At 60.8% G+C, this 20,578-nt stretch carries 22 protein-coding genes; 17 read left to right on the forward strand and 5 right to left on the reverse strand.

Annotated elements, in window-relative coordinates:
• The first annotated feature begins 88 nt into the window (after positions 1-88).
• Together secD and secF are read left to right on the forward strand one after the other, a co-directional pair.
• Positions 89-1,639 carry a protein translocase subunit SecD gene (secD, locus tag AA0535_RS11935; RefSeq protein ID WP_264816555.1) on the forward strand — a complete coding sequence of 517 codons (1,551 nt, stop codon included), beginning with the start codon at positions 89-91 and terminating at the stop codon, positions 1,637-1,639.
• 4 nt (positions 1,640-1,643) lie between these two features.
• Positions 1,644-2,582: a protein translocase subunit SecF gene (secF, locus tag AA0535_RS11940; protein ID WP_264816558.1), complete on the forward strand. Its 939-nt coding sequence runs from the start codon at positions 1,644-1,646 to the stop codon at positions 2,580-2,582.
• Positions 2,583-2,686: 104 nt separating this feature from the next.
• Here secF and AA0535_RS11945 read toward each other — a convergent pair whose 3' ends face one another.
• Positions 2,687-3,058 (reverse strand): hypothetical protein, encoded by a 372-nt coding sequence (locus AA0535_RS11945; protein WP_264816560.1) that lies wholly within the window; start codon positions 3,056-3,058, stop codon positions 2,687-2,689.
• Between the two features lie 65 nt (positions 3,059-3,123).
• A complete protein-coding gene (gene mscL / locus AA0535_RS11950; RefSeq protein WP_264816562.1) occupies positions 3,124-3,582 on the reverse strand; it encodes a large-conductance mechanosensitive channel protein MscL in 459 nt (152 codons plus the stop codon).
• A 235-nt stretch (positions 3,583-3,817) separates the two neighbouring features.
• Between mscL and rpmE the strand changes: the two genes are divergently transcribed.
• The 6 genes from rpmE to AA0535_RS11980 all read left to right on the forward strand — a co-directional run bounded on the left by rpmE (position 3,818) and on the right by AA0535_RS11980 (position 7,447).
• Positions 3,818-4,051, forward strand: a complete 234-nt coding sequence (rpmE, locus tag AA0535_RS11955; RefSeq protein WP_127102114.1) for a 50S ribosomal protein L31 — start codon at positions 3,818-3,820, stop codon at positions 4,049-4,051.
• A 160-nt stretch (positions 4,052-4,211) separates the two neighbouring features.
• Positions 4,212-4,685: an Hsp20 family protein gene (locus tag AA0535_RS11960; RefSeq protein WP_264816565.1), complete on the forward strand. Its 474-nt coding sequence runs from the start codon at positions 4,212-4,214 to the stop codon at positions 4,683-4,685.
• A 212-nt stretch (positions 4,686-4,897) separates the two neighbouring features.
• Entirely contained in the window at positions 4,898-5,482 is a 585-nt protein-coding gene (locus AA0535_RS11965; protein ID WP_264816567.1) for a DUF1013 domain-containing protein, read from the forward strand.
• Positions 5,483-5,558: 76 nt separating this feature from the next.
• Positions 5,559-5,765 (forward strand): DUF465 domain-containing protein, encoded by a 207-nt coding sequence (locus AA0535_RS11970; RefSeq protein ID WP_127102111.1) that lies wholly within the window; start codon positions 5,559-5,561, stop codon positions 5,763-5,765.
• Positions 5,766-6,293, forward strand: a complete 528-nt coding sequence (purE, locus tag AA0535_RS11975) for a 5-(carboxyamino)imidazole ribonucleotide mutase (RefSeq protein ID WP_264816570.1) — start codon at positions 5,766-5,768, stop codon at positions 6,291-6,293.
• On the forward strand, positions 6,290-7,447 hold the full coding sequence (locus AA0535_RS11980) for a 5-(carboxyamino)imidazole ribonucleotide synthase (RefSeq protein ID WP_264816572.1): 1,158 nt from the start codon (positions 6,290-6,292) through the stop codon (positions 7,445-7,447). The genes purE and AA0535_RS11980 overlap by 4 nt, the downstream gene beginning before the upstream one ends.
• Here AA0535_RS11980 and AA0535_RS11985 read toward each other — a convergent pair.
• On the reverse strand, positions 7,424-8,173 hold the full coding sequence (locus AA0535_RS11985) for a JAB domain-containing protein (RefSeq protein ID WP_264816574.1): 750 nt from the start codon (positions 8,171-8,173) through the stop codon (positions 7,424-7,426). The two genes, AA0535_RS11980 and AA0535_RS11985, sit on opposite strands and share 24 nt — an antisense overlap.
• Positions 8,174-8,204: 31 nt before the next feature.
• On the opposite strand from AA0535_RS11985, the gene AA0535_RS11990 reads away from it, so the two are divergent.
• Complete coding sequence (locus AA0535_RS11990) at positions 8,205-8,900, forward strand: HAD hydrolase-like protein (protein WP_264816577.1); 696 nt, start codon at positions 8,205-8,207, stop codon at positions 8,898-8,900.
• Positions 8,901-8,943: 43 nt separating this feature from the next.
• Here AA0535_RS11990 and AA0535_RS11995 read toward each other — a convergent pair whose 3' ends face one another.
• Positions 8,944-9,642 (reverse strand): JAB domain-containing protein, encoded by a 699-nt coding sequence (locus tag AA0535_RS11995; protein WP_264816579.1) that lies wholly within the window; start codon positions 9,640-9,642, stop codon positions 8,944-8,946.
• Positions 9,643-9,669: 27 nt separating this feature from the next.
• Here AA0535_RS11995 and AA0535_RS12000 point away from each other — a divergent pair, with 27 nt between their 5' ends.
• The 6 genes from AA0535_RS12000 (at position 9,670) to mdh (ending at position 17,786) form a co-directional block, all read left to right on the forward strand.
• Positions 9,670-11,937: an ATP-dependent helicase gene (locus AA0535_RS12000; protein WP_264816581.1), complete on the forward strand. Its 2,268-nt coding sequence runs from the start codon at positions 9,670-9,672 to the stop codon at positions 11,935-11,937.
• Positions 11,934-12,830, forward strand: coding sequence for a 50S ribosomal protein L11 methyltransferase (locus AA0535_RS12005; RefSeq protein WP_264816583.1), 897 nt, complete (start codon positions 11,934-11,936; stop codon positions 12,828-12,830). The genes AA0535_RS12000 and AA0535_RS12005 overlap by 4 nt, the downstream gene beginning before the upstream one ends.
• Complete coding sequence (locus AA0535_RS12010) at positions 12,808-13,323, forward strand: GNAT family N-acetyltransferase (protein ID WP_264816585.1); 516 nt, start codon at positions 12,808-12,810, stop codon at positions 13,321-13,323. The genes AA0535_RS12005 and AA0535_RS12010 overlap by 23 nt, the downstream gene beginning before the upstream one ends.
• A 30-nt stretch (positions 13,324-13,353) precedes the next feature.
• Positions 13,354-15,123: an aminopeptidase P family protein gene (locus AA0535_RS12015; RefSeq protein ID WP_264816587.1), complete on the forward strand. Its 1,770-nt coding sequence runs from the start codon at positions 13,354-13,356 to the stop codon at positions 15,121-15,123.
• Positions 15,124-15,155: 32 nt separating this feature from the next.
• The gene (locus AA0535_RS12020) at positions 15,156-16,178 is read left to right on the forward strand and encodes an isocitrate/isopropylmalate dehydrogenase family protein (protein WP_264816589.1); all 1,023 of its coding nucleotides are present in this window, start codon (positions 15,156-15,158) and stop codon (positions 16,176-16,178) included.
• Between the two features lie 435 nt (positions 16,179-16,613).
• Positions 16,614-17,786 carry an iron-dependent methanol dehydrogenase gene (gene mdh / locus AA0535_RS12025; RefSeq protein WP_264816591.1) on the forward strand — a complete coding sequence of 391 codons (1,173 nt, stop codon included), beginning with the start codon at positions 16,614-16,616 and terminating at the stop codon, positions 17,784-17,786.
• A 208-nt stretch (positions 17,787-17,994) separates the two neighbouring features.
• Here mdh and AA0535_RS12030 read toward each other — a convergent pair whose 3' ends face one another.
• A complete protein-coding gene (locus tag AA0535_RS12030; protein ID WP_264816593.1) occupies positions 17,995-18,525 on the reverse strand; it encodes a TetR/AcrR family transcriptional regulator in 531 nt (176 codons plus the stop codon).
• A 59-nt stretch (positions 18,526-18,584) separates the two neighbouring features.
• On the opposite strand from AA0535_RS12030, the gene AA0535_RS12035 reads away from it, so the two are divergent.
• Positions 18,585-19,088 carry a DUF4188 domain-containing protein gene (locus AA0535_RS12035; RefSeq protein ID WP_264816595.1) on the forward strand — a complete coding sequence of 168 codons (504 nt, stop codon included), beginning with the start codon at positions 18,585-18,587 and terminating at the stop codon, positions 19,086-19,088.
• Positions 19,089-19,132: 44 nt separating this feature from the next.
• Positions 19,133-20,500: an aldehyde dehydrogenase family protein gene (locus AA0535_RS12040; protein WP_264816597.1), complete on the forward strand. Its 1,368-nt coding sequence runs from the start codon at positions 19,133-19,135 to the stop codon at positions 20,498-20,500.
• Positions 20,501-20,578: the final 78 nt, after the last annotated feature.

The raw sequence follows: 20,578 nt of genomic DNA on the forward strand, positions 1-20,578 counted from the left end.
CTGCGCCACCCGGCATCTTCCCGCAGCCTGACCGCCCTGCGGTAGCTTTTGATCTCCGGTCGTTACAAGAAGGACGCCGCTCCGCTCGATGATGTACTATAGTCGGCCTACCATGCTGGGAGTTCTCGGGGTCTGTTTCCTCGGCCTCCTGCTCTGCCTGCCCAATTTCATGCGTGCACCCTCGGCCAAACTGCCCTGGCATCAGATCCATCTCGGTCTTGATCTGCGGGGTGGGTCCTACCTGCTCCTACGACTCGATCAGCAAAGCCTTGTCGATGACAGGCTTCAGGGGCTGGAAGATCAGGTAAAGCAGGTCCTCATCGAGAAGAACCTCGGCTATCGCGACTTCCGCAAGGATTCCGCCTCACGCGTACTCAGCTTCCTGCCACGCGATGCCGGTGAAGGTCAGGCGAGTCTGGCCGCCCTTTCTCCCCTCACTGGCAACGGCGGTGATGTCGAAGCGGCTCTCGATCAGGGTCGCATCACGCTGACGCTCAACGAGGCCGCCCTCAAGCAGCGCGCGCGCGAAGCAGTAAGCCAGTCGATTGAGATCGTGCGTCGTCGTATCGACGGAACCGGCGCGGTCGACCCGGAGATCACGCGCCAAGGCGATGACCGCATCGTCGTCGAGTTGCCAGGCATCAGCGATCCCGAGCACATCAAGCGTCTTCTGGGTACCACGGCGAAGATGACCTTCCGTCTCCTCGCCAATGGCGCGGGAGGCAGTGTGGCACCGCCGGGCGCAACGATGATGCCCGATATCAGCGAGAACAATGTCCTCCTGCCCGTAATGGATCATGTCGAGGTCGATGGCGCTGCTCTGACCAATGCCGGCGCAACCATCGATCAGAAAACCGGTGAGTGGGCCGTCAGCTTCTCGTTCAATCGCGCGGGCGCTCGCGCCTTTGCTCAGACGACCACCCAGAATGTCGGTCGGCGCTTTGCCATTGTGCTCGATAACAAGGTGATCGAGGCGCCGGTCATCAATGAGCCCATCACTCAGGGCAATGGTCAGATCACGGGTCGTTTCTCGGCCCAGGCCGCAACCGACCTGGCTCTGATGCTGCGCGCCGGCGCTCTGCCCGCTCCCCTGGCCGTGATCGAGCAACGCTCTATCGGTCCCTCCCTTGGCGCCGATTCAATCCGCGCCGGTGCCATCAGCCTTGGCGTCGGGTTTATTCTGGTCATCCTGTTCATGGCCCTCTTCTACGGGCGTTTCGGCCTCTACGCGAATGTCGCGCTGCTGGCGAACCTCGTGCTGATGACGGCCATTCTCTCGCTGTTCGAGGCAACGCTGACCCTGCCCGGCATGGCCGGTATGCTGCTCACGCTCGGTATGGCGGTGGATGCCAACATCCTGATCAACGAGCGCATCCGCGAGGAAGTCGGTCGCGGGCGCACGGCACTCGCTGCGATGCAGGCCGGTTTCGAGCGCGCCTCATCCACGATCATCGACAGTAATGCGACGGCGTTCCTGGCCCATGTCATGCTGTTTGTGTTCGGCACGGGCCCTGTCCGTGGCTTTGCCCTGACGATCACGATCGGTATTGTGACCACGCTCTTCACAACGCTGCTGCTCTCGCGCCTGCTCATGGTGCGCTGGTACGCCCTCACCCGTCCCACTGAACTGCCGGTCTGAAGCGATGCTCTCACGTCCCCTTTTCCGCTTCGTCCGTGAAGACAAGCATATCCCGTTCATGCGCGGCCGTTTCGCCGGGCTCGCGACCTCCGCCATCCTTTCTGCATTGTCGGTCGTCCTGTTCTTCGTCCCCGGTCTCAAGCTCGGGCTCGATTTCCATGGCGGCATCGTGGTCGAGGCGCAGACCCAGGGCCCTGCAGATTTTGACAGGTTACGGCAGGCCTTGGCGGCACATGGCGTCTCCGCTGCCGGGTTGCAGAAATTCGGCAGTGATCGTGACGTTCTGATCCAGCTCGACACGCCGCCGGCAGGACCGAATCAGGAAGCAGCAACGCAGAATCTGGTCGATACCGTGCGTCACGCTGTTGTCGAGGCTCAGCCAGGAACCCAGGTTCTGCGCGCCGATGCCGTAGGGGCGTCGGTTTCGAGCGAATTGTTCCGCAATGGCCTGCTGGCACTTGGGCTCAGCCTCGCCATGATCCTGGTCTATATCTGGGTGCGCTTCGAATGGGAGTTCGCGGTCAGCGCGGTCATCACGCTCGTTCTCGACCTGACCAAGACCGTAGGATTCCTGGCTGTCACGCGCTTCCAGTTCGACCTCGTGATGGTCGCGGCCATTCTGACCATTCTGGGCTATTCCACGAATGACAAGGTCGTTGTCTATGACCGCGTGCGCGAGAACCTGCGTAAATACCGCACCATGCCGCTGCGCGAACTACTTGACCTGTCCATCAACGAGACACTGAATCGTACGCTGGGCACATCCATGACAGTGTTCCTCGCAGCACTCCCCCTCGCAATCTTCGGCGGCCACAGCCTCTCAGGCTTCGCCACCGTCATGCTGTTTGGTATCGTGGTCGGCACATCCTCCTCGATCTTTATCGCTGCACCCCTACTGCTTCTGATGGGAGAGAAGCGTCTGCGCCGGAGCAAGTCAGCCTGACGCGCTGCCCGACATCGCAATTCCACAAAAAGGGCGCCTCATCGGGCGCCTTTTTTTTACCGTGAGACGTAGCGGCCCCTTATCCTGTACGGACGGAAACAGACTTAGGGGCGTTGCGCATCCTGTTGCGCAGGCGCAGCTGGAGGCTGGGCTACCGGCGTTGAATAGCTGAGAATTTGCAGGATTCCCTCGTCCGCCGCGCGGTAATGATCCTCGGTTGGCGAGAGGGCAGCCTGTTTGATGGCGATCCACGTATTGTGATCGATCGCGATCAGCTTCGCGATTTCAGCCCGCGTTGCCTGATGCTGCAGGATCTTCGTGATCAGCCCATGCTCAGCCATGCCATTGGCAATAGCATAGCTGGTCAGCATGACACTCGGCGAGCGGTTGCTCATCATGCGATCCCCTCCCTGTCCGGCGCAGGCCGTGATGGAGAGCGAAACTATCAGGGCAAGGGGAGCGGTATAACGGCGCATGGGGAGATCATGCGCCGAACGGGCGCGCGCGCCAAGTCAGGCAGCGCGCGACCCGGGAAGTGGGCTCAGCCCGCATCCCTGGCAATCAGATCACGAATTTCGGTCAACAGGACCTCGCTCTTGGTCGGAGCCGGGGGCGCGGCCGGTGCAGCCTCCTGCTTGCGCTGAAAGCGCGACACCAACTTGATCAGCCAGAACACGGCGAAGGCCACGATCAGAAACTGGATCACGACATTCAGGAATACACCGATATTGATCGTGACTGCGCCCGCTTTCTGCGCCTCGGCAAGCGTGGGCAGAACAGGTCCCTTGAGGGTGACGAAGATGTTCGAGAAATCGATACCACCCGTCAGCAGACCGATCCCCGGTGTCAGGATATCCTTGACCAGACTTGTCACGATCGAGGTGAAGGCTGCACCGATGATGATACCGACAGCCATGTCGATAACGTTGCCGCGCATGATGAACTTCTGGAATTCCGCGACCCAGCCCGGTGTATGCAGCTTTGATCTGAGATCGGACATCGATAGACTACTCCTGTGTTGTTATCCGGTCATGGCCAGCCTCGCTGGGCACCTTGAGTGGGTGTCAGCGCGCCCTGCTGGCTCAGAATGTGGGCTAAAGGTGAAGGGATCGATAGAAAAAACACAGCGCTGCCAAAAGTTTCTGCGTTTTTGTCGTTCCCCTGACCGTTTCTTTCCGTTATAGCCCCGCCATCCGCTCCGGTCGGCATCGGAGCATTTCAACGAGGACATCCCCATGAAATCCGGCATTCATCCCGATTATCACGAGATCACCATCATCATGACCGATGGGACCGAGTTCAAGACGAACTCCTGCTATGGCAAGGCTGGCGACACGCTGCGTCTCGACGTTGATCCCAAGTCGCATCCCGCCTGGACGGGCGTCCAGCGTATGCTCGACACGGGGGGCCAGGTTGCCAAGTTCAACAAGCGCTTTGCCGGAATCGGGGCACGCGCCGCCAAGAAGTAATCCAGGCGCTCCTTCCCGGGCAGGCTCTTGTCCTGCCCGGAAAAGATCCCACATGCAGGAAGCCTCAACGCCCAGCAGGGGTTGCGGCATAACCCTCATGCAGTCGCGCCGGCCGATGAGGAGGCGCACTGATGGATCTGCCTTGAAGGAGGTTCACACTATGTCCTACGATTTTGCACCGCTTCTACGTTCCGCCATCGGCTTCGACCGTCTGGCGCGCCTCGTTGACGATGCCGTGTCCAATGCGCCCGCCCATGCGAGCTACCCTCCCTACAACATCGAAAAAGCGGCCGATGACGTCTATCGCGTCACCATGGCTCTGGCCGGTTTCGGCCCTGAGGATGTTGAGATCTTCCTCGCTGACAATCAGCTTATCATCAAAGGCAGCGTGCCTCGGCACGAGCGTACAGGCGAACTGCTCCACCGGGGTATCGCGACGCGTGCATTCGAGCGTCGCTTCGCCTTGGCTGACCACATCGAAATTGCGGGTGCCGAGCTGATCAACGGGCTCCTTACCATCACGGTACGTCAGGTCACGCCCGAGGCTCTCAAGCCCCGCCGCATTCCGATCTCGCTTGGCCGCGCACCTGCGCCGGAAGTTCATCAGAACCAGGCCGTCAGTCACGCGGCCTGAGACGTCGAGCGCTGGAGGGAGACGTCAGGGGGCCCATATTTTTGGTCGATCTTTGACGGAGGGGCTTGACCCCTCCACGCTCCACAGACCATACCAACGCTAACTTTGCAGTGCATCCAGCAGGTGCCGCGCGAAAGGCCCCGGCACTCCCGGAGCTGGACATTTGAATCGGTGCCTGCTGGAGCGTTGCTCCTCACGCAGGATAGACCGAGATGACCTTGCCGCTTATGCCGAAAGCCACCGCAGTATGGCTGATCGACAAAACCGCCCTCACCTTCACGCAGATCGCGGAATTCTGCGGCATGCATCCGCTAGAAGTGCAGGCCATTGCCGATGGTGAAGTGGCAGCGGGCATCAATGGTTATGACCCGGTCAAGAACAATCAGCTGACTCAGGAACAGATCACGCGTTGCGAAGGCAACCCCGATTTGCGTCTCAAGCTTTCGGCCAAGGCCAACCCGGTGGCACGCCGCGCCAAGGGCGCCCGCTACACGCCAATCGCGCGCCGCAATGATCGCCCGGATGCCATCGCTTTCGTGCTGCGCCAGTTTCCCCAGCTTTCGGAACTTCAGATCATCAAGCTGCTCGGAACGACCAAGGACACCATCGCCAAGGTCCGCGATCGCCAGCATTGGAACAGCGCCAACATCAAGCCGCGTGACCCTGTCATTCTCGGGCTGTGCAGCCAGACCGATCTGAACGCCGCCGTACAATCCGCCAATGAGCGCCTTGCCCGCGAGGGCCACACTGTACCGGTTGTCGCGGAAATGTCAGACTTCGGTGACAGCCAGGACTAAGAAGAGATGGCACCGGCGGCTGACCCTGTTGTAAGATTCATGGGTCAGAGCCTGACAGTCTAGCGGAAAGAACCCGATGCTTGTTGATGTTGACCATGAAGTCATGCTCCGCCGTCTCCATGAGCTCCGTAGCGAGCATCGCGATCTCGACACGGTAATCGACCGCCTGGTGCAGCACCCTCTCAATCAATTGCAGCTGCAACGCCTCAAAAAGCGGAAACTTCTTCTCAAAGATGAGATCAACTTCATCGAGAACCGCCTTATACCGGATGATATTGCCTGAATGAGCGAAGAACTCGATCTCTACCGTCAGACGACGGAAGCGGCCCAGACACCGCGTATCGGCATCATCATGGGGAGCCAGTCCGACTGGTCCACCATGAATTTCGCCGCCGAGAAACTGGCTGAGCTCGACATCAGTTTCGAGACACGTATCGTCTCGGCGCATCGTACCCCGGATCGTCTGGCAGATTATGCGCGTTCGGCACGCAGCCGCGGCCTGCAGGTCATCATCGCCGGCGCGGGCGGTGCGGCCCATCTTCCCGGCATGGTCTCGGCTTGGACCACACTTCCCGTGCTGGGCGTGCCAGTGGAATCCCATGCGCTCAAGGGAATGGACTCCCTCCTGTCCATTGTCCAGATGCCGGGTGGCGTCCCCGTGGGGACGCTGGCTATCGGCAAGGCCGGTGCGATCAACGCGGCTCTTCTCGCAGCGTCCATCCTCTCGCTGCAGGATGAGGGCGTGCAGGCACGGCTGGACACATGGCGCGCCATGCAGACGGCCTCGGTTGCCGACACCCCGGAATCATGACGTCATCCTCCCTTCCCCGAGGCGCAACAATCGGGATTATCGGTGGCGGCCAGCTCGGGCGCATGTCCGCGATGGCAGCCGCCCGCCTCGGGTATCATGTGCATATCCTGAGCGCCGAGGCCGAGCCACCGGCACAGGACACGGCCGGTCAGGTCACGGTCGGCGCCTATGATGACGAGACCGTTCTTCGTCGCTTCGCCGAGAGTGTGGCGGCCATTACCTTCGAGTTCGAGAACGTCTCGGCGCAGGGGCTTGAACTCCTCGCGTCGCTTTGCCCTGTGCATCCGGCAGGCCGTGTTCTGGCCATCAGCCAGGATCGCATTCTGGAAAAGAGCTTTCTGGGCGATCATGATATCCCGGTAGCAAATTGGGTGTCGGTGCCTGAGCGCGAGGCCCTGCCGGAAGCTGCCTCTGAGCTCGGCTTCCCTTTCATTCTGAAGACGACGCGCTTTGGTTATGACGGCAAGGGTCAGTTCCGCATTGCCGATCAGGAGGCCCTCGATGCGGTCGCGCCGGAACTGCCGTATCCGCTGATAGCGGAGGGCTTCGTCGACTTTGAGCGTGAGCTCAGCGTGATGGTGGCCCGCAACGAAGCGGGTGATGTCCGGTGCTTCAGCACGACCGAAAACCAACATCGGGACGGCATCCTCGACTACAGTCTCGCTCCTGCCCGCATACCGGTTGCCCTCTCTGAGGAAGCCCAGCGTCTCGCCACCCATATCGCGACGACCATCGGTCTGATCGGGATCATGGGGGTCGAGATGTTCGTCTCGGCTCAGGGCACTCTGCTCGTCAATGAAATCGCTCCACGCCCGCATAATTCGGGTCACTGGACCATGGATGCCTGTCTGATCGACCAGTTCGAGATGCATATCCGCGCGGTTGCGGGGCTACCATTGCCCGATCCGTTCCGTCACAGTGACGCAGCCATGAAGAATCTGATCGGCTTCGAGGGTATGGCCTTGTGTGATTCCATTCTCGAGCAGCCCGGTCTCGCCCTGCATCTCTACGGGAAGCACGAGACCCGCGAGGGCCGGAAGATGGGCCACGTCAACGCTCTTTTTCCTCTTGGAGCACTACCGGGCCCCTATGGCATCGCCGCGCGTTTCGACGAGACTCTGCAAGCGGGTCTAGAGATCACGCAGGAGCCCTAGATCGCGAAAGCTCACATATGCGCCATTGCCGATAATGAAATGATCGGCAATGCGTACATCGATGAGGGCCGCAGCCCTCTGGGCGTCGAGCGTCATGGCGATATCCGCCTCCGATGGGGTGGGATCGCCGCTCGGATGATTATGAACAAGGATGATGCTCCTTGCCCCCAGTTCCATAGCACGGCGTGCAACTTCGCGTGGATAGACAGGGGTGTAATTGACGGTTCCGCGCGTTTGCGCCTCGTCTGCAAGAAGCCGGTTACGCTCGTCGAGAAACAGGATACGGAATTGCTCGACAGGCTCACGCGCCAGTCTCGAGATCAGATAATCGACCATCAGCTTGCGATTGGTGAAGATATCCTCCCTCCCCATCCGCGCGCGGCTGACCCGTATCGCAGCTTCCTGCACGAGACGAATGGCTACCCGGATCTGCGGGCCGAGATGCAGGATACCGCTGAGCGAGCGGTCTTCCGTGGCGAAGATTGCTGCAAGCGACCCAAACCGTATGAGGAATGCATCGACGAGAATTTGCGCCTCCTCCCCCGCGACACCCAAGGCTTCGGTGAAGAGCCGGAGCAGGACTTCATCGGAAAGCACCTGGCCTTGCCCCGCAACAAGGGCACGCGGTGGAATCTCGACCCAGTTGGATGCGGCCGGGTCTTGATCCCGGGCGCTCGCCTCGGTGTCGTCTTTACCTGAACCGGAATTGTTATTTACTTCTTTCAACAGCGCCCTGCCACTTTGTACCGAGAGACTTATGTCAGAATTTCACGCATATACGAGTGATCATGCGATTTTATTCGATCTTGACGGCACCATAATCGACTCTCGCATTGGCATCATTTCAACCCTCCACAGGGTCATCGCTGCGCTAGGCCACAAGCCTGATGATTTGATCGACCTGACATGGGTGGTCGGCCCTCCTCTGGCAGAACTCATGGCCGAGGTCATCGGCGCCTATGGCGACGATCGCGTCGCGCAGGCAGTCTCGCTCTATCGTGGCTTCTATGACGAAAGCGGGCGTTTTCAGACGCCTGTCTTTCCGCACATGGCCGATTTGCTCGGAAACCTCGCCCGATCTCCCATCCGGCTTTTCACCGCCACCTCCAAACCTGCCTCCCTGGCGCGCGAAATCCTCGTCACTCACGGGCTGGAGGGGTGCTTCGACCGCATCCATGGTGCGGCCGATGACGACAGCGGGGGAGAAAAGCCCGAAATGCTCGCCCGCATCATGGCTGAGGAGGGGCTGCAGGCGAACAAGACTTTGATGATCGGCGATCGGCGTTTCGATATTTCCGGTGCGCATGCGAACAAGCTGCGAGGCCTTGGAGTCCTCTGGGGCTATGGGGGCGAAAAGGAACTGACGGAGGAAGGCGCGGATATTCTTGTGCCAACCCCGGCCGATCTCCCGTCAGCCATTCTGGGCCAGTTCGACGCCCTGTCGCGCCACTGAGGGCCGCACCCGTTCGATCCACCGGATCTTCGAGGGGAGGGTTTCAGAACAGCCCCTTCTGTCTGAGGCTCAGTGGCGCGCGTCTGTCCGACACCACGACCACGTCATGCAGGCGCATTGACAGCCTTGGCGTCTCACCTTCCAGACGACGCGCGAACAGGCGGAGTGGGGCCGCGGCGCTATTGAGGCCGGAAAGGGTTTTCTGAATCCCGATCAGCGCCACGGCCTGCAAGGCAAGGGCGCGCCTGAAAATAGGCGCGGTCGAGGCAAAATCGTCGACGGGTTCGTCGGCCAGAAGCCGGTTCCGGTTATCGAGATAGAGCAGACGGAACTGACCGGGCACCGCGCTTGTCATGGCCGCCGAAAGATAGGCACAGAGTTGATCCCAACTCCCGAGGATCGGCCTCAGTCGTTCTTCCGCAAGCGCCAGACGCTCTGCAACGACAGGCGGGAATTTGACAAGCAGCAAGGCCTGATCGGTCACCCCTGCCGCACGCAACTCCGGCCCGGGGGCCGCGAATACCGCGGCGAGCGAGCCGAAGCGATGCAGTAATGCCTTGGCCAATGGCTTCGTGTCCCGCCTGGGAATGCTGTAATAAAGCAGCATCTCCAGCACTTCGTAATCCGCGAGACCCTCGGCACCGTTACTCAGCACCCGGTGACGCATACGCATGCGGTGCCCCTGCGGCCCGGTCCCGCGCAGCAGGTTCTTTTCATCGGTTGGAAATGAGGGTTTGGCCATGAGGCCATTACATTCTATATCGGGCGGGTGACGCAATCCCTGATCTCACCCTCCTCCCCCGAGTATCTCGACCGGCTGAACCCGGAGCAGCGTGAAGCCATCGAGACCACTGAAGGGCCGCTTCTGATCCTGGCCGGCGCCGGCACGGGCAAGACCCGTGTGCTGACGACACGCTTCGCTCATATCCTGCTTGAAGGGCGCGCCCGGCCCTATCAGATCCTGGCCGTGACCTTCACCAACAAGGCAGCGCGTGAAATGCGCGAGCGTGTGGGGGCCCTGCTCGGTGAGACGGCTGAAGGACTTTGGCTCGGCACCTTCCATGCCCTTTGCGCGCGCATGCTGCGTCGGCACGCAGAGTATGTGGGTTTGACCACGGGGTTCACCATTCTCGATACGGATGATCAGATCAGACTGACCCGTCAGATCATGGAGCCCTATCGCCTGGACACCAAGCGCTGGCCGCCTCAGGCCCTGCTCGGCATTTTCCAGCGCTGGAAGGACAGAGGCCTCACCCCGGAGCAGGTGACGGCAGCCGAGGACACGGATTTCGCAGGTGGTCAGGCGCGCAAGCTGTATGCCGCCTATCAGGACCGGCTCAAGGCCGTGAATGCCTGTGACTTCGGCGATCTGATGCTGCACACGCTCGAGATCCTCCGGACCCAGCCCGACGTACTGGCCCAGTATCACCGGCTCTTTCGCTATATCCTGGTCGATGAGTATCAGGACACAAACACCATCCAGTATCTCTGGCTCCGCCTTCTTGCCAAGCGCGATCATGGACCGTCCAATATCGCCTGCGTGGGCGATGACGACCAGTCGATCTATTCCTGGCGCGGCGCCGAGATCGAGAACATCCTGCGCTTCGAGAAGGACTTCCCGGGTGCAAAGGTCGTGCGTCTGGAGCGTAATTACCGTTCGACAGCCCAGATCCTCGCCGCAGCTTCAGGGCTGATCGCTCATAATTCCGGTCGGCTGGGCAAGACATTACGTCCGGGTCGTGACGATGCCCAGGGTGAAAAAGTCCAGATCATCAGTGTCTGGGATTCAGACGAGGAAGCCCGACTGACCGCAGGGGCAATCGAAAGACTGCGCAGCGACGGTCACCCCCTGTCGCAGATTGCGATCCTGATGCGGGCCGGGTTCCAGACCCGCCCGTTTGAAGAACGTTTCCTGACGCTCGGCCTGCCCTATCGCGTGGTCGGTGGGTTACGTTTTTACGAACGCGCCGAGATACGGGATGCCATGGCCTATATGCGGGTTCTGGCACAGCCCGCAGATGACCTCGCTTTCGAGCGGATTATCAATGTACCCAAGCGCGGCGTCGGCGCGGCGGGCCTGCAGAAACTGCATCATGAGGCGCGCCTCATCAACGCACCTCTGAGCGCTGGGGTGTCCCACGCGCTGGAAACGGGACAGGTCAAAGGCAAAGGCCGCGAGGCTCTGGCAGGATTGATGGAGGCTTTCGAGCGCGCGCGGGCGACGCGCGAAAGCGAGGGTCATGTGGTCGCGACCGAGCAATTGCTCGAAGAGAGTGGCTATCTGCAGATGTGGCGTGACGACAAGACCCCTGAGGCGCCGGGACGACTGGACAATATCAAGGAGTTGCTTCGCGCCATTGGCGATTTCGGTACGCTTGAAGGCTTTCTGGAGCACGTCGCTCTGGTGACGGAAACGGAGGACCAGGCCAGCGCGGACACGGTCAGCCTCATGACGCTCCATGGTGCCAAAGGCCTCGAATTCGACACGGTGTTCCTGCCCGGCTGGGAGGAGGGCGTTTTCCCCTCCCAGCGCAGCCTCGATGAGGGGGGGCTCAAAAGCCTCGAGGAAGAGCGCCGCCTTGCCTATGTCGGTATTACCCGCGCGCGCAAACGCGCTGTGATTCTTCATGCGGCGCGCCGTCGCATCTATGCGAACTGGCAGGACTCCATGCCCAGCCGCTTCATCGATGAAATCCCTGCCGAAACCGTGGAGCATAGCGGCCAGGCGATGCAGGAACGTCGGCAGCTCGCCGCGCAGAATGCCTCACTTTTTGCCACCGGACCCGTTTCGAGCACACGCGCTGGTGGTATGGCGGGGCCCCGCCCCGGCTATTCGGGCGGCTATACGCGACCGACGCCGCGCGTCACCGATGTTCTGCCCGATGCCTCACACGGAATTGGTCCGGGAGCCCACGTGTTTCATCAGAAATTCGGCTATGGCACGGTGCTGGCCGTCGAATCCGACAGGCTGCACATCAACTTTGAGAAAGCAGGCGAAAAACGCATCATGGCGCATTTTGTGGAACAGGTCTCGTGAGCGCATCCAGACGACATGCCTCGGCGCTCGAAACCATTTCCGTCACCGTTGCCGATGAGGCGGTGCCGCTTTTCGAGCAGGCCTTCCTGACCGTCTGTACGACAGTCGGCATTTTCGAGGCCAATGAGGATCAGAACATCTGGCGCGTTGAAGGCGTCAAGGATGTCGGTCACGCCGAGGATGAACTCGCCCGCGCCCTGACCCTTGCCCGCCTGATGACAGGCGTCGATGCCGAACTCATTCGCGAGCGCACAGAAGCCGAAGGCTGGCTGGCACGCACCTATGAGGCTTTTCCCCAGCAGGATGTCGGGCGCCGCTTCGCCATTCGTGGCACGCATCTTGCCCCCGGTCACAAGCGCGACCGCCTGACAATCACGCTCGATGCCGGGATCGCCTTCGGATCGGGAGAGCACGGGTCCACACGAGGCTGTCTGCGCGCACTCGAAGACATGGCGTGGCGCAAGCCTGCGCGTATCCTCGATATGGGGTGTGGCTCCGGTATTCTGGCCATGGCAGCCGCCATGCTCTTTCACAAACGCATTCTGGCGGTGGATATCGAGCCCTGGTCGGTTCGGGTGGCTGCCAGCAATGCAAGGCTGAACGGGATCGGCCCATTGATCGATGCCCGCCTGGGCAATGGCTGGCTGACCCCCGAGGTGCGCGCGAAGGCGCCCTATGACCTTGTCTTTGCCAATATCCTGGCCCGCCCGCTCTGCAAGATGGCGAAATCGCTGGGCACCCATCTGGCACCCGGTGGCACGGTCATTCTGGCCGGATTGCTCACGACACAGGCACGCATGGTCATGGCCGCCCACAGGCGTCAGGGCCTTGTGCTCGAAAAGCAGTATTATGAGGGCGAGTGGTCCACGCTTGTCTTACGCCGTCGTGATTGAGCTGCGTGCCGCTACCGAGGCCGATCTGCCTGCCATCCTGCGGATCACCAATGAGGCGATCGCGACCTCCGAGGCGATCTGGGCGACCTCGCCGAGGACTCTGGAGGAGCGTCGCCAATGGATGAGCGAACGGCAGGCTGCCGGATTTCCGGTGACCGTCGCGGTCGATGGTGAGACCGTCCTCGGCTTTGCCTCTTACGGTCCTTTCCGTGCCTATGAGGGCTATGCGAAAACCGTTGAGCATTCGATCTACGTCTCGCCCGACGCCCAGCGTCGCGGCATTGGAAGGCTCCTGCTCGATGCGATGGTCACGCATGCCGAGAAGGCAGGGATGCATGTCCTGGTCGGGGCCATCACGGCCAGTAACGCGGCTTCCATCGCCCTGCACCGGGCAGCGGGTTTTGGCGAAAGCACGCCTCTGCCCCAGATGGGCCGGAAATTCGGACGCTGGCTCGACCTCATCTTCATGTACCGGCTTTTCGACACCCCGTGACAAGCGGGACGCACTGAGAAAGATCAAGCGATGAGCATCATCCCCCTCGCCAAACGTCAGGCTCTTGTGCGACAGGAGCTTGATTCCAGCCACGTGGATGGGTTCCTCCTGCCGCGTGGTGACGAGTTTCTGGGCGAATATGTCGCCCCTTATGCCGAGCGCCTGGCCTGGCTGACCGGTTTCACCGGCAGCGCAGGCATGGCGATCCTGCTTCGTGACAAGGCCGCCGTGTTCTCAGATGGCCGCTATACCAGCCAGCTCCGCGATCAGGTCGATTCCGCGCAATGGTCCCTGCTCCACCTCATCAAGGAGCCTCCCGCAACCTGGCTGGCGGAGAATGCACAGGGTCTGAGGATCGGTTACGACCCTAAACTCGTCGGTGAGGCGCAACTGAACGCGTTGACCTCATCGGGTCATGAATTTGTACCCCTCGAGCGCAACCCGATCGATGCTGTCTGGGTGGACCAGCCCGCATCGCCCGAAACGGAGATGCGATACCAGGATGAGGCCTTCAGCGGCGAAGGCAGTCTGTCGAAGCGACGCAAGATAGGTGGCGCCCTGCGCAAGGCAGGTCAGGAAGCGATGCTCGTCTGCGACCCGACTTCCCTGGCCTGGCTGCTCAATATCCGCGGCGACGATGTCCCGCACACACCGGTCATTCTGGCCTTCGGCATCCTGCATCATGACGCATCGCTGGAAGTCTTCATCGACATCACGCGGGTCAGCCCTGACGCGGCCATTTCGTTCCGTAACGTCTCGGTTCTCCCGCCCCATGAATTACCGGATCGTCTGGCTGCCCTTTCCGGGCAGGTCGTGCGTTTCGACCCGGCCCAGACAGGACTCTGGTTCATCCAGAAACTTTCCGATGCGGGCGCAACGCTCGTACGGGGGGCCGATCTCTGTGCCCTGCCCCGCGCCTGCAAGAACCCCGTCGAGCAGGAGGGCGCGCGCAAGGTCCATCTGACCGATTCCGCGTCTCTTTGTCGGTTCCTGCGCTTCGTCTCCGATAATGGCACAGGGCTGCGCGAGACCGAGCTTGCCGAGATCCTCGACGGATATCGCGGGGCGGCGCCCGATTATCATGGCGAGAGCTTCCCGGCGATCTCTGCTGTCGGGCCTAATGCCGCCCTTCCCCATTATCGTGCCCTGCCCGGCGCTGATCGCGTCCTCGAGCCCAATCAGGTCTATCTCATCGATAGTGGTGGGCAATATGACGCCGGGACGACCGACGTCACCCGCACTCTCTGGAACGGACCGGACTCACCGCCTGACGAAATCTGCGAGGCGTTCACGCGCGTTCTCAAGGGCAATATTGCGCTCGCACGGGCGCGTTTCCCTGAAGGGACGACCGGTCATCGTCTCGACTCCCTGGCGCGCTACGCCCTGTGGCAGGCCGGGCTCGATTACGACCACGGCACGGGTCATGGCATTGGCAGCTACCTGTCGGTGCATGAAGGACCGCAGAACATCAGTTCCGTCGCGCGGCCCATCGCACTCGAGGCAGGAATGATCCTGTCGGACGAACCCGGGTACTATCTGCCCGGGGCCTATGGGATCAGGCTGGAAAACCTGCTCCTGGTCAAACCGGCCACCATTGAGTCGCGCACGCCGTTTCTGGAGTTCGAAGTCCTCGGCTACGCGCCATTCGACCGCACGCTGATCATGGCATCGTTACTGGAACCCGACGAGCTCCGCTGGCTCAATGCCTATCATCAGGATACGTTCACGCGCATCGGGCCGCTTCTGGACCACAAGGACCGGAGCTGGCTTGCACAAGCCTGTGCCCCGATTGTGCACTGACACCCGTTCACGAACTGACAAAGGAATGACCAATGGCTGATCACATGATCCCCGCGACCCTTATCGAAGGCGACGGTATCGGGCCCGAGATCACGGCATCGGTTGTCGAGATTCTGGCGAAAGTCGGCGCGCCCTTCGCATGGGATCATCAGTCGGGCGGTCTGGGCGCAATCGAGAAATTCGGCGCACCCCTGCCGCAGCCCACACTCGACAGCATTCGCAAGAACGGCCTCGCCCTCAAGGGCCCGCTCACCACGCCCGTGGGTGCAGGGTTCAAATCCGTCAATGTGACGATGCGCCAGGAATTCGGTCTCTATGCCAATCTGCGCCCCACGCGCACCGTGGTGCCGGGTGGGCGGTTCGACAAGGTCGACCTGGTAGTGGTGCGCGAGAACATTGAGGGCCTGTACGCCGCGATGGAGCATTACCTGCCCGTCGGCGATGATCCGAAGGGCCTGGCCTATGGTGCCGGGTTCAACTCGCGCAGCGAATGCGCGCGCATTGTGCGCTTTGCCTTTGACTACGCCGTTGCCAATGGCCGCAAGAAGGTCACGCTGGTTCACAAGGCCAATATCCTGAAGATCTTTAGCGGCATCTTCCTTGAGGAAGGCCGCAAGATCGCCAAGGAATATGAAGGCCGCGTTGCCTGTGACGAGCGCATCGTCGATGCCTGCGCCATGCAGCTCGTGACCGATCCCTGGCAGTATGATGTGATCGTCACCACCAACCTGTTCGGCGACATCCTGTCCGATCTCACGGCCGGGCTCGTCGGTGGGCTGGGCATGGCACCCGGTGCGAATATCGGTCCCGATGCTGCAATCTTCGAGGCCGTGCACGGCTCGGCGCCGGATATTGCGGGCAAGGGCGTTGCCAACCCGCTGGCCATGCTGATGGCTGCAAGCATGATGCTGGCCCATGTAGGACGTCAGGATCTATCCACACGGGTCGATAATGCGATCGACCGCGTGATCCGCGTAGATGGCGTGCGCACCCGTGACCTTGGGGGTGAGACGGGCACCGCCGAACTCACACGCGCGCTTCTCGCGGCGTTATAAGCTCTTTTCGAAGCGTAGCGGGCTCACGTGGTGAGACCGCTACGCTAGTTATACCAGCGAGACGATCAATTTTCATGACGCCCCGCGCTGGAACAAGTGTCGCCCCGCAAGCCGTGGCAGGCGCATGCATATTTTTCTCACAAAAAGTTTGCGCGCGGCGTCAGCTCCAGCATCGCATCGAGCACTGTCGACCACTGGTCGACCATTGTAATCAGGCCAGTGCGCGCCCTCATGTAGAGATACACCTTGGTTTTTCTTGATGTAGATCAAGGTAAAGAATATTTCTCAAATAAATCCTAAAGTAATCGAGATTTATTGATCGAGAAGACAGGAAGCCTTCCCGCTGGGACAGCGTTGTTTCTTCGTATTCGCGTCTGCACCATGCCCTGCACGACGCAAGGAACAAGAAACGGTCTCATCAGAAGGATCCGGACCATGGCCCATATTGCTCTCGCCGATCACACCGATAGCTTTTTTATCCCCTGCGTCACCCTTATCGGCCCGGGCTGCGCCCGCCAGGCCGGCGATCGCGCAAAGGCCCTAGGCGCGAAGAAGGCGCTAATCGTGACAGATGCCGGGCTCCGGAAGATGGGGGTTGCCGATATCATTGCGGGTTACCTGATGGAGGATGGCCTTGAAACGGTCATCTTCGACGGAGCCGAACCCAATCCGACCGATGTGAATGTCCATGACGGAGTCAGGATCTACCAGGAAAAGGGATGCGATTTCATCGTGTCACTGGGTGGCGGATCCGCGCATGACTGCGCAAAAGGGGTGGGACTTGTGACAGCCGGCGGTGGCAATATCCGTGATTACGAGGGGGTTGATAAATCCCGGGTGCCCATGACGCCGCTTATCGCGATCAACACCACTGCAGGAACGGCATCCGAGATGACGCGATTCTGCATCATCACCAATTCCAAGACCCATGTGAAAATGGCCATTGTCGATTGGCGGTGCACCCCTCTGATCGCCATCGACGATCCGAGCCTGATGGTTGCCATGCCTCCTGCCCTGACGGCGGCCACGGGGATGGACGCCCTCACGCACGCAATCGAAGCCTATGTCTCGACTGCGGCGACCCCGATCACCGATGCCTGCGCTGAAAAGGCGATCAGTCTGATCGCCGAGTTCCTGCCCAAGGCCGTGGGTCACGGTGAGAACATGGAGGCACGCGTGGCCATGTGCTATGCGCAATATCTGGCGGGCATGGCCTTCAATAATGCCTCGCTCGGTTACGTACACGCCATGGCCCATCAGTTGGGCGGATTCTACAATCTTCCTCATGGCGTGTGTAATGCGGTCCTTCTTCCGCATGTCTGCAGGTTCAATCTGATCGCTGCGGCCGATCGTTACGCACGCGTCGCGCGTCTGCTTGGCGTTCCGACAGAACTGATGAGCCGCGACGAGGCCGCCGAAGCCGCAATCGATGCGATTGTGCAGATGGCGCGCTCGGTCGGCATTCCCGCCGGGTTGAGCCAGCTTGGCGTGAAGGCTGAAGACCACAAGACCATGGCGGAAAACGCCCAGAAAGACGCCTGCATGCTGACCAATCCGCGCAAGGCAACGCTCACCCAGATCGTAGGCGTCTTCGAAGCTGCCATGTGATGTCCAGCAGCTCTCGATCCGAAAGCAAGTTTCGAGGGCCGCAATGTTTTCGTTCGACGACAGGGGCTCCCCTACGCCCCTGGCCCGTCACGGCGCTTTGAATTTCGCCAAACCCCGGTTGATCCTCTGTCGCCCTTTCGGCAAGTTTCCTAACTCTCAGGTCCAAGACCGCCTCAACGCATCTCTACGATGTAACGGGGAGCTTTTTTCAGGCTACTCCCCTGGTCATGAGTTCAAGAACGGCCTCAATCTGTCCGACCGCAAGATCGAGCTTCTTGTCGCGCTGTAGCACCGCGAGACCATGAACGAGACTCCAACTTCCCAGCGACGCCAGAGGATCGGGGCGGCCCCGCAGAGTCTCGATGCGGCGTGACAGAACCGCATATCCGCCGCCGAGCTCTGAGGGTACCACGCCGGTTTTCTCCTCGGAAAACATCAGGGCGAAAAGGGCAGGATTGTCGCGTGCGAAGAGCACATACGCGACCCCCTGGGCAATCAGGCTCGCGCGCCCTTCCTGCGTTTTATCCGCTTCCTCCAGGACAAGACGCAACTTCTCGAAGCCATTGATAACCACCGCCCCGAGCAGCGCTGCCTTGTCTGGGAAATGACGATAAGGCGCCATCGGAGAAACGCCCGCGCGCTTGGCGATGTCGCGCAGGCTCGGGTCATGATCGCCGTTCTCGAGGCATTCTGTGGCAATTTCAAGCAGGCGCTCTTTGAGGTCGATTTTTCTTGTCATTCTTGTTTACACTGTATACATAACTCTCACGTTTACACTGTAATCTTGAGAGGCGGGCGATGCAAACCCATAACCGCGTGACTGTCGATCTTGCTGCGTACCCGGACCTGACGGTCATACTGCTGGGACTCGAAATCACCTCACCCCGTGCCCTTCTCTCGCTTGGGCGGATTGGCCGAGGTCTGGCCGAGCTCGCGAACAAAGCACCCGACGGACTGCTCCACCATCAGAAGCTTAGCCGCGGCTGGCGCCAGCCAGGATTCATCCAGTACTGGCGTGATTTCGAGAGTTTGGAACGTTTCACACGCACCAACCCTCACGCGGCGTGGTGGCGTCATTTCATGGCAAAGCATCGCGGTTGCGGCTTCTGGCATGAAACATACTCCGCCCGTCGTGGCTTCGAAGCCATCTATGTGGATATGCCCTCTCCTCTCGGGTTTAGCGCATTCGCCCCGAATATCACGCCGACAGGCCCATTCGCCTCGAGCCGCAAGCGCCTGGGCAGGAACGGGAAGGTCAGCCAGACAGATGCGGACGCGGCGCTCATGCCGGAAGCAACCTGAGCCTTCGATGGAGGTTTTGCCTTTTCTGAGATGAGGACCATCCCATGAGCGACGGCCAGAATGCCAACTTCTGCATTGAGGGGGACCTTCCTGCTGCTGATGCAGAGGGAAAGGATTATTTCCGGATCAATGGCACAATCACTGCCCTGCGCACCACACAGGGGGCATGGCGCCTCGTTCCACTTTCGAGACGTCTCGCCATTCTTCGCCGGTTTCGCCGGAGGCTGTGGAAGGCGGTACCGGAGCTTCTCGGTCTGATCCCCGATCACGCAGCGCTCGACGTGCTGACGGCAGAGGTTCTGCCTCTGATTGCGGCATCGCGTTTTCTCACCCGAGAGGCGCGAGAGATCCTGAGCACGCGATCGTTGTCCCTGCTTCAACGGCCATTATGGCTTTTCGGGGTGAGCAGTAAGGTCAAACGAGTCCCCCTTGGGGTCGTGCTCATTCTGGCACCCGGCAACTACCCCCTGATGCTGGCTGGCGTGCAGGCGCTTCAGGCCATCATCGCGGGAAACGTCGTGGCGCTCAAACCCGCGCCGGGACGAACCGCTCTTCTTGCCCGATTTGTCTCCCTGCTCGAAGAAGCGGGGTTGCCGCGAGGCGTGATCCGACTGATTGACGAGGAGGCAGGTCCTGCAGCGTCAGCGGCGGCGGTCGACCTGATTGTCCTCACCGGCTCGGCGCGCACGGGCAGGGCTGTTGCCCAGGCAGCGGCGCAGCGTATGACGCCTACCATCATGGAACTCTCCGGATCGGACCCGGTATTCGTGCTCCCTACCGCCTCGCTTGCGATCGTTGCCCGAGCGCTCCATTTCGGTCTGACACTCAAATCGGGTCATACCTGTATCGCCCCGCGCCGTGTCTTCGTGCCGCGTACCCTGATCCCGGCGCTCAGGGCGGAGATGGACACTGTGTTTGGCGGGCCCCTCACGCCGCTCAGATCGTCCCAGATCGATGCCGTCGAGGAGCTTGCGCAGCGTGTGCGTGACGCAGGCGGCAGCACCACCCGTTACATGGCGGCCACGATCTTCTTCTTAGAGCCGGCACAGGCAAAACTTGCCGATCTCGACCTCTTCGCGCCGTGGCTCGCCATCATCGGCGTCGACTCTGTCGCGCAGGCTATCGCGCTCGAGCGTGACAGCGTGCATGCATTAGGCGCGAGTATCTTCGGGGATGAGCGGGAGGCACTGACCGTCGCAAGGTCGATTGCGGCTGGGACGATCTGCATCAATGACGTCATCGTCCCGAGTGCAGACCCACGCCTCCCCTTTGGCGGCGCTCGCAGCAGCGGTTGGGGTGTGACCCGGGGGCGCGAGGGCTTGCTTTCGATGACGCGACCAGTCTCCGTGAGCGTGCGACGACGTGCCGCCTTGCATCTTCTCCCGTGGGTCCGAGCGCGGCATCGGAAATAAGTTTCTGGCGGCGGAACTGGAGCGATCACGCACCGTTGATCATTTAACGCGAGGTTTCACGAAAACGGTCCGAGCTTC

It is taken from the genome of Asaia krungthepensis NRIC 0535, assembly GCF_025995175.1.
GTDB lineage: Bacteria > Pseudomonadota > Alphaproteobacteria > Acetobacterales > Acetobacteraceae > Asaia > Asaia krungthepensis.

What these genes read in the sequence shown, in the direction of transcription:
- AA0535_RS12020 (WP_264816589.1), top strand. Translation starts at nt 15,156, where the DNA reads ATGGCTGATCACATGATCCCCGCGACCCTTATCGAAGGCGACGGTATC.
- AA0535_RS11970 (WP_127102111.1), top strand. Translation starts at nt 5,559, where the DNA reads ATGCTTGTTGATGTTGACCATGAAGTCATGCTCCGCCGTCTCCATGAG.
- secF (WP_264816558.1), top strand. Translation starts at nt 1,644, where the DNA reads ATGCTCTCACGTCCCCTTTTCCGCTTCGTCCGTGAAGACAAGCATATC.
- AA0535_RS11960 (WP_264816565.1), top strand. Translation starts at nt 4,212, where the DNA reads ATGTCCTACGATTTTGCACCGCTTCTACGTTCCGCCATCGGCTTCGAC.
- AA0535_RS11945 (WP_264816560.1), bottom strand. Translation starts at nt 3,058, where the DNA reads ATGCGCCGTTATACCGCTCCCCTTGCCCTGATAGTTTCGCTCTCCATC.
- AA0535_RS11995 (WP_264816579.1), bottom strand. Translation starts at nt 9,642, where the DNA reads ATGGCCAAACCCTCATTTCCAACCGATGAAAAGAACCTGCTGCGCGGG.
- AA0535_RS11965 (WP_264816567.1), top strand. Translation starts at nt 4,898, where the DNA reads ATGACCTTGCCGCTTATGCCGAAAGCCACCGCAGTATGGCTGATCGAC.
- AA0535_RS12040 (WP_264816597.1), top strand. Translation starts at nt 19,133, where the DNA reads ATGAGCGACGGCCAGAATGCCAACTTCTGCATTGAGGGGGACCTTCCT.
- AA0535_RS12015 (WP_264816587.1), top strand. Translation starts at nt 13,354, where the DNA reads ATGAGCATCATCCCCCTCGCCAAACGTCAGGCTCTTGTGCGACAGGAG.
- AA0535_RS12035 (WP_264816595.1), top strand. Translation starts at nt 18,585, where the DNA reads ATGCAAACCCATAACCGCGTGACTGTCGATCTTGCTGCGTACCCGGAC.
- AA0535_RS11980 (WP_264816572.1), top strand. Translation starts at nt 6,290, where the DNA reads ATGACGTCATCCTCCCTTCCCCGAGGCGCAACAATCGGGATTATCGGT.
- mdh (WP_264816591.1), top strand. Translation starts at nt 16,614, where the DNA reads ATGGCCCATATTGCTCTCGCCGATCACACCGATAGCTTTTTTATCCCC.
- secD (WP_264816555.1), top strand. Translation starts at nt 89, where the DNA reads ATGATGTACTATAGTCGGCCTACCATGCTGGGAGTTCTCGGGGTCTGT.
- AA0535_RS12030 (WP_264816593.1), bottom strand. Translation starts at nt 18,525, where the DNA reads ATGACAAGAAAAATCGACCTCAAAGAGCGCCTGCTTGAAATTGCCACA.
- purE (WP_264816570.1), top strand. Translation starts at nt 5,766, where the DNA reads ATGAGCGAAGAACTCGATCTCTACCGTCAGACGACGGAAGCGGCCCAG.
- AA0535_RS11990 (WP_264816577.1), top strand. Translation starts at nt 8,205, where the DNA reads ATGTCAGAATTTCACGCATATACGAGTGATCATGCGATTTTATTCGAT.
- mscL (WP_264816562.1), bottom strand. Translation starts at nt 3,582, where the DNA reads ATGTCCGATCTCAGATCAAAGCTGCATACACCGGGCTGGGTCGCGGAA.
- rpmE (WP_127102114.1), top strand. Translation starts at nt 3,818, where the DNA reads ATGAAATCCGGCATTCATCCCGATTATCACGAGATCACCATCATCATG.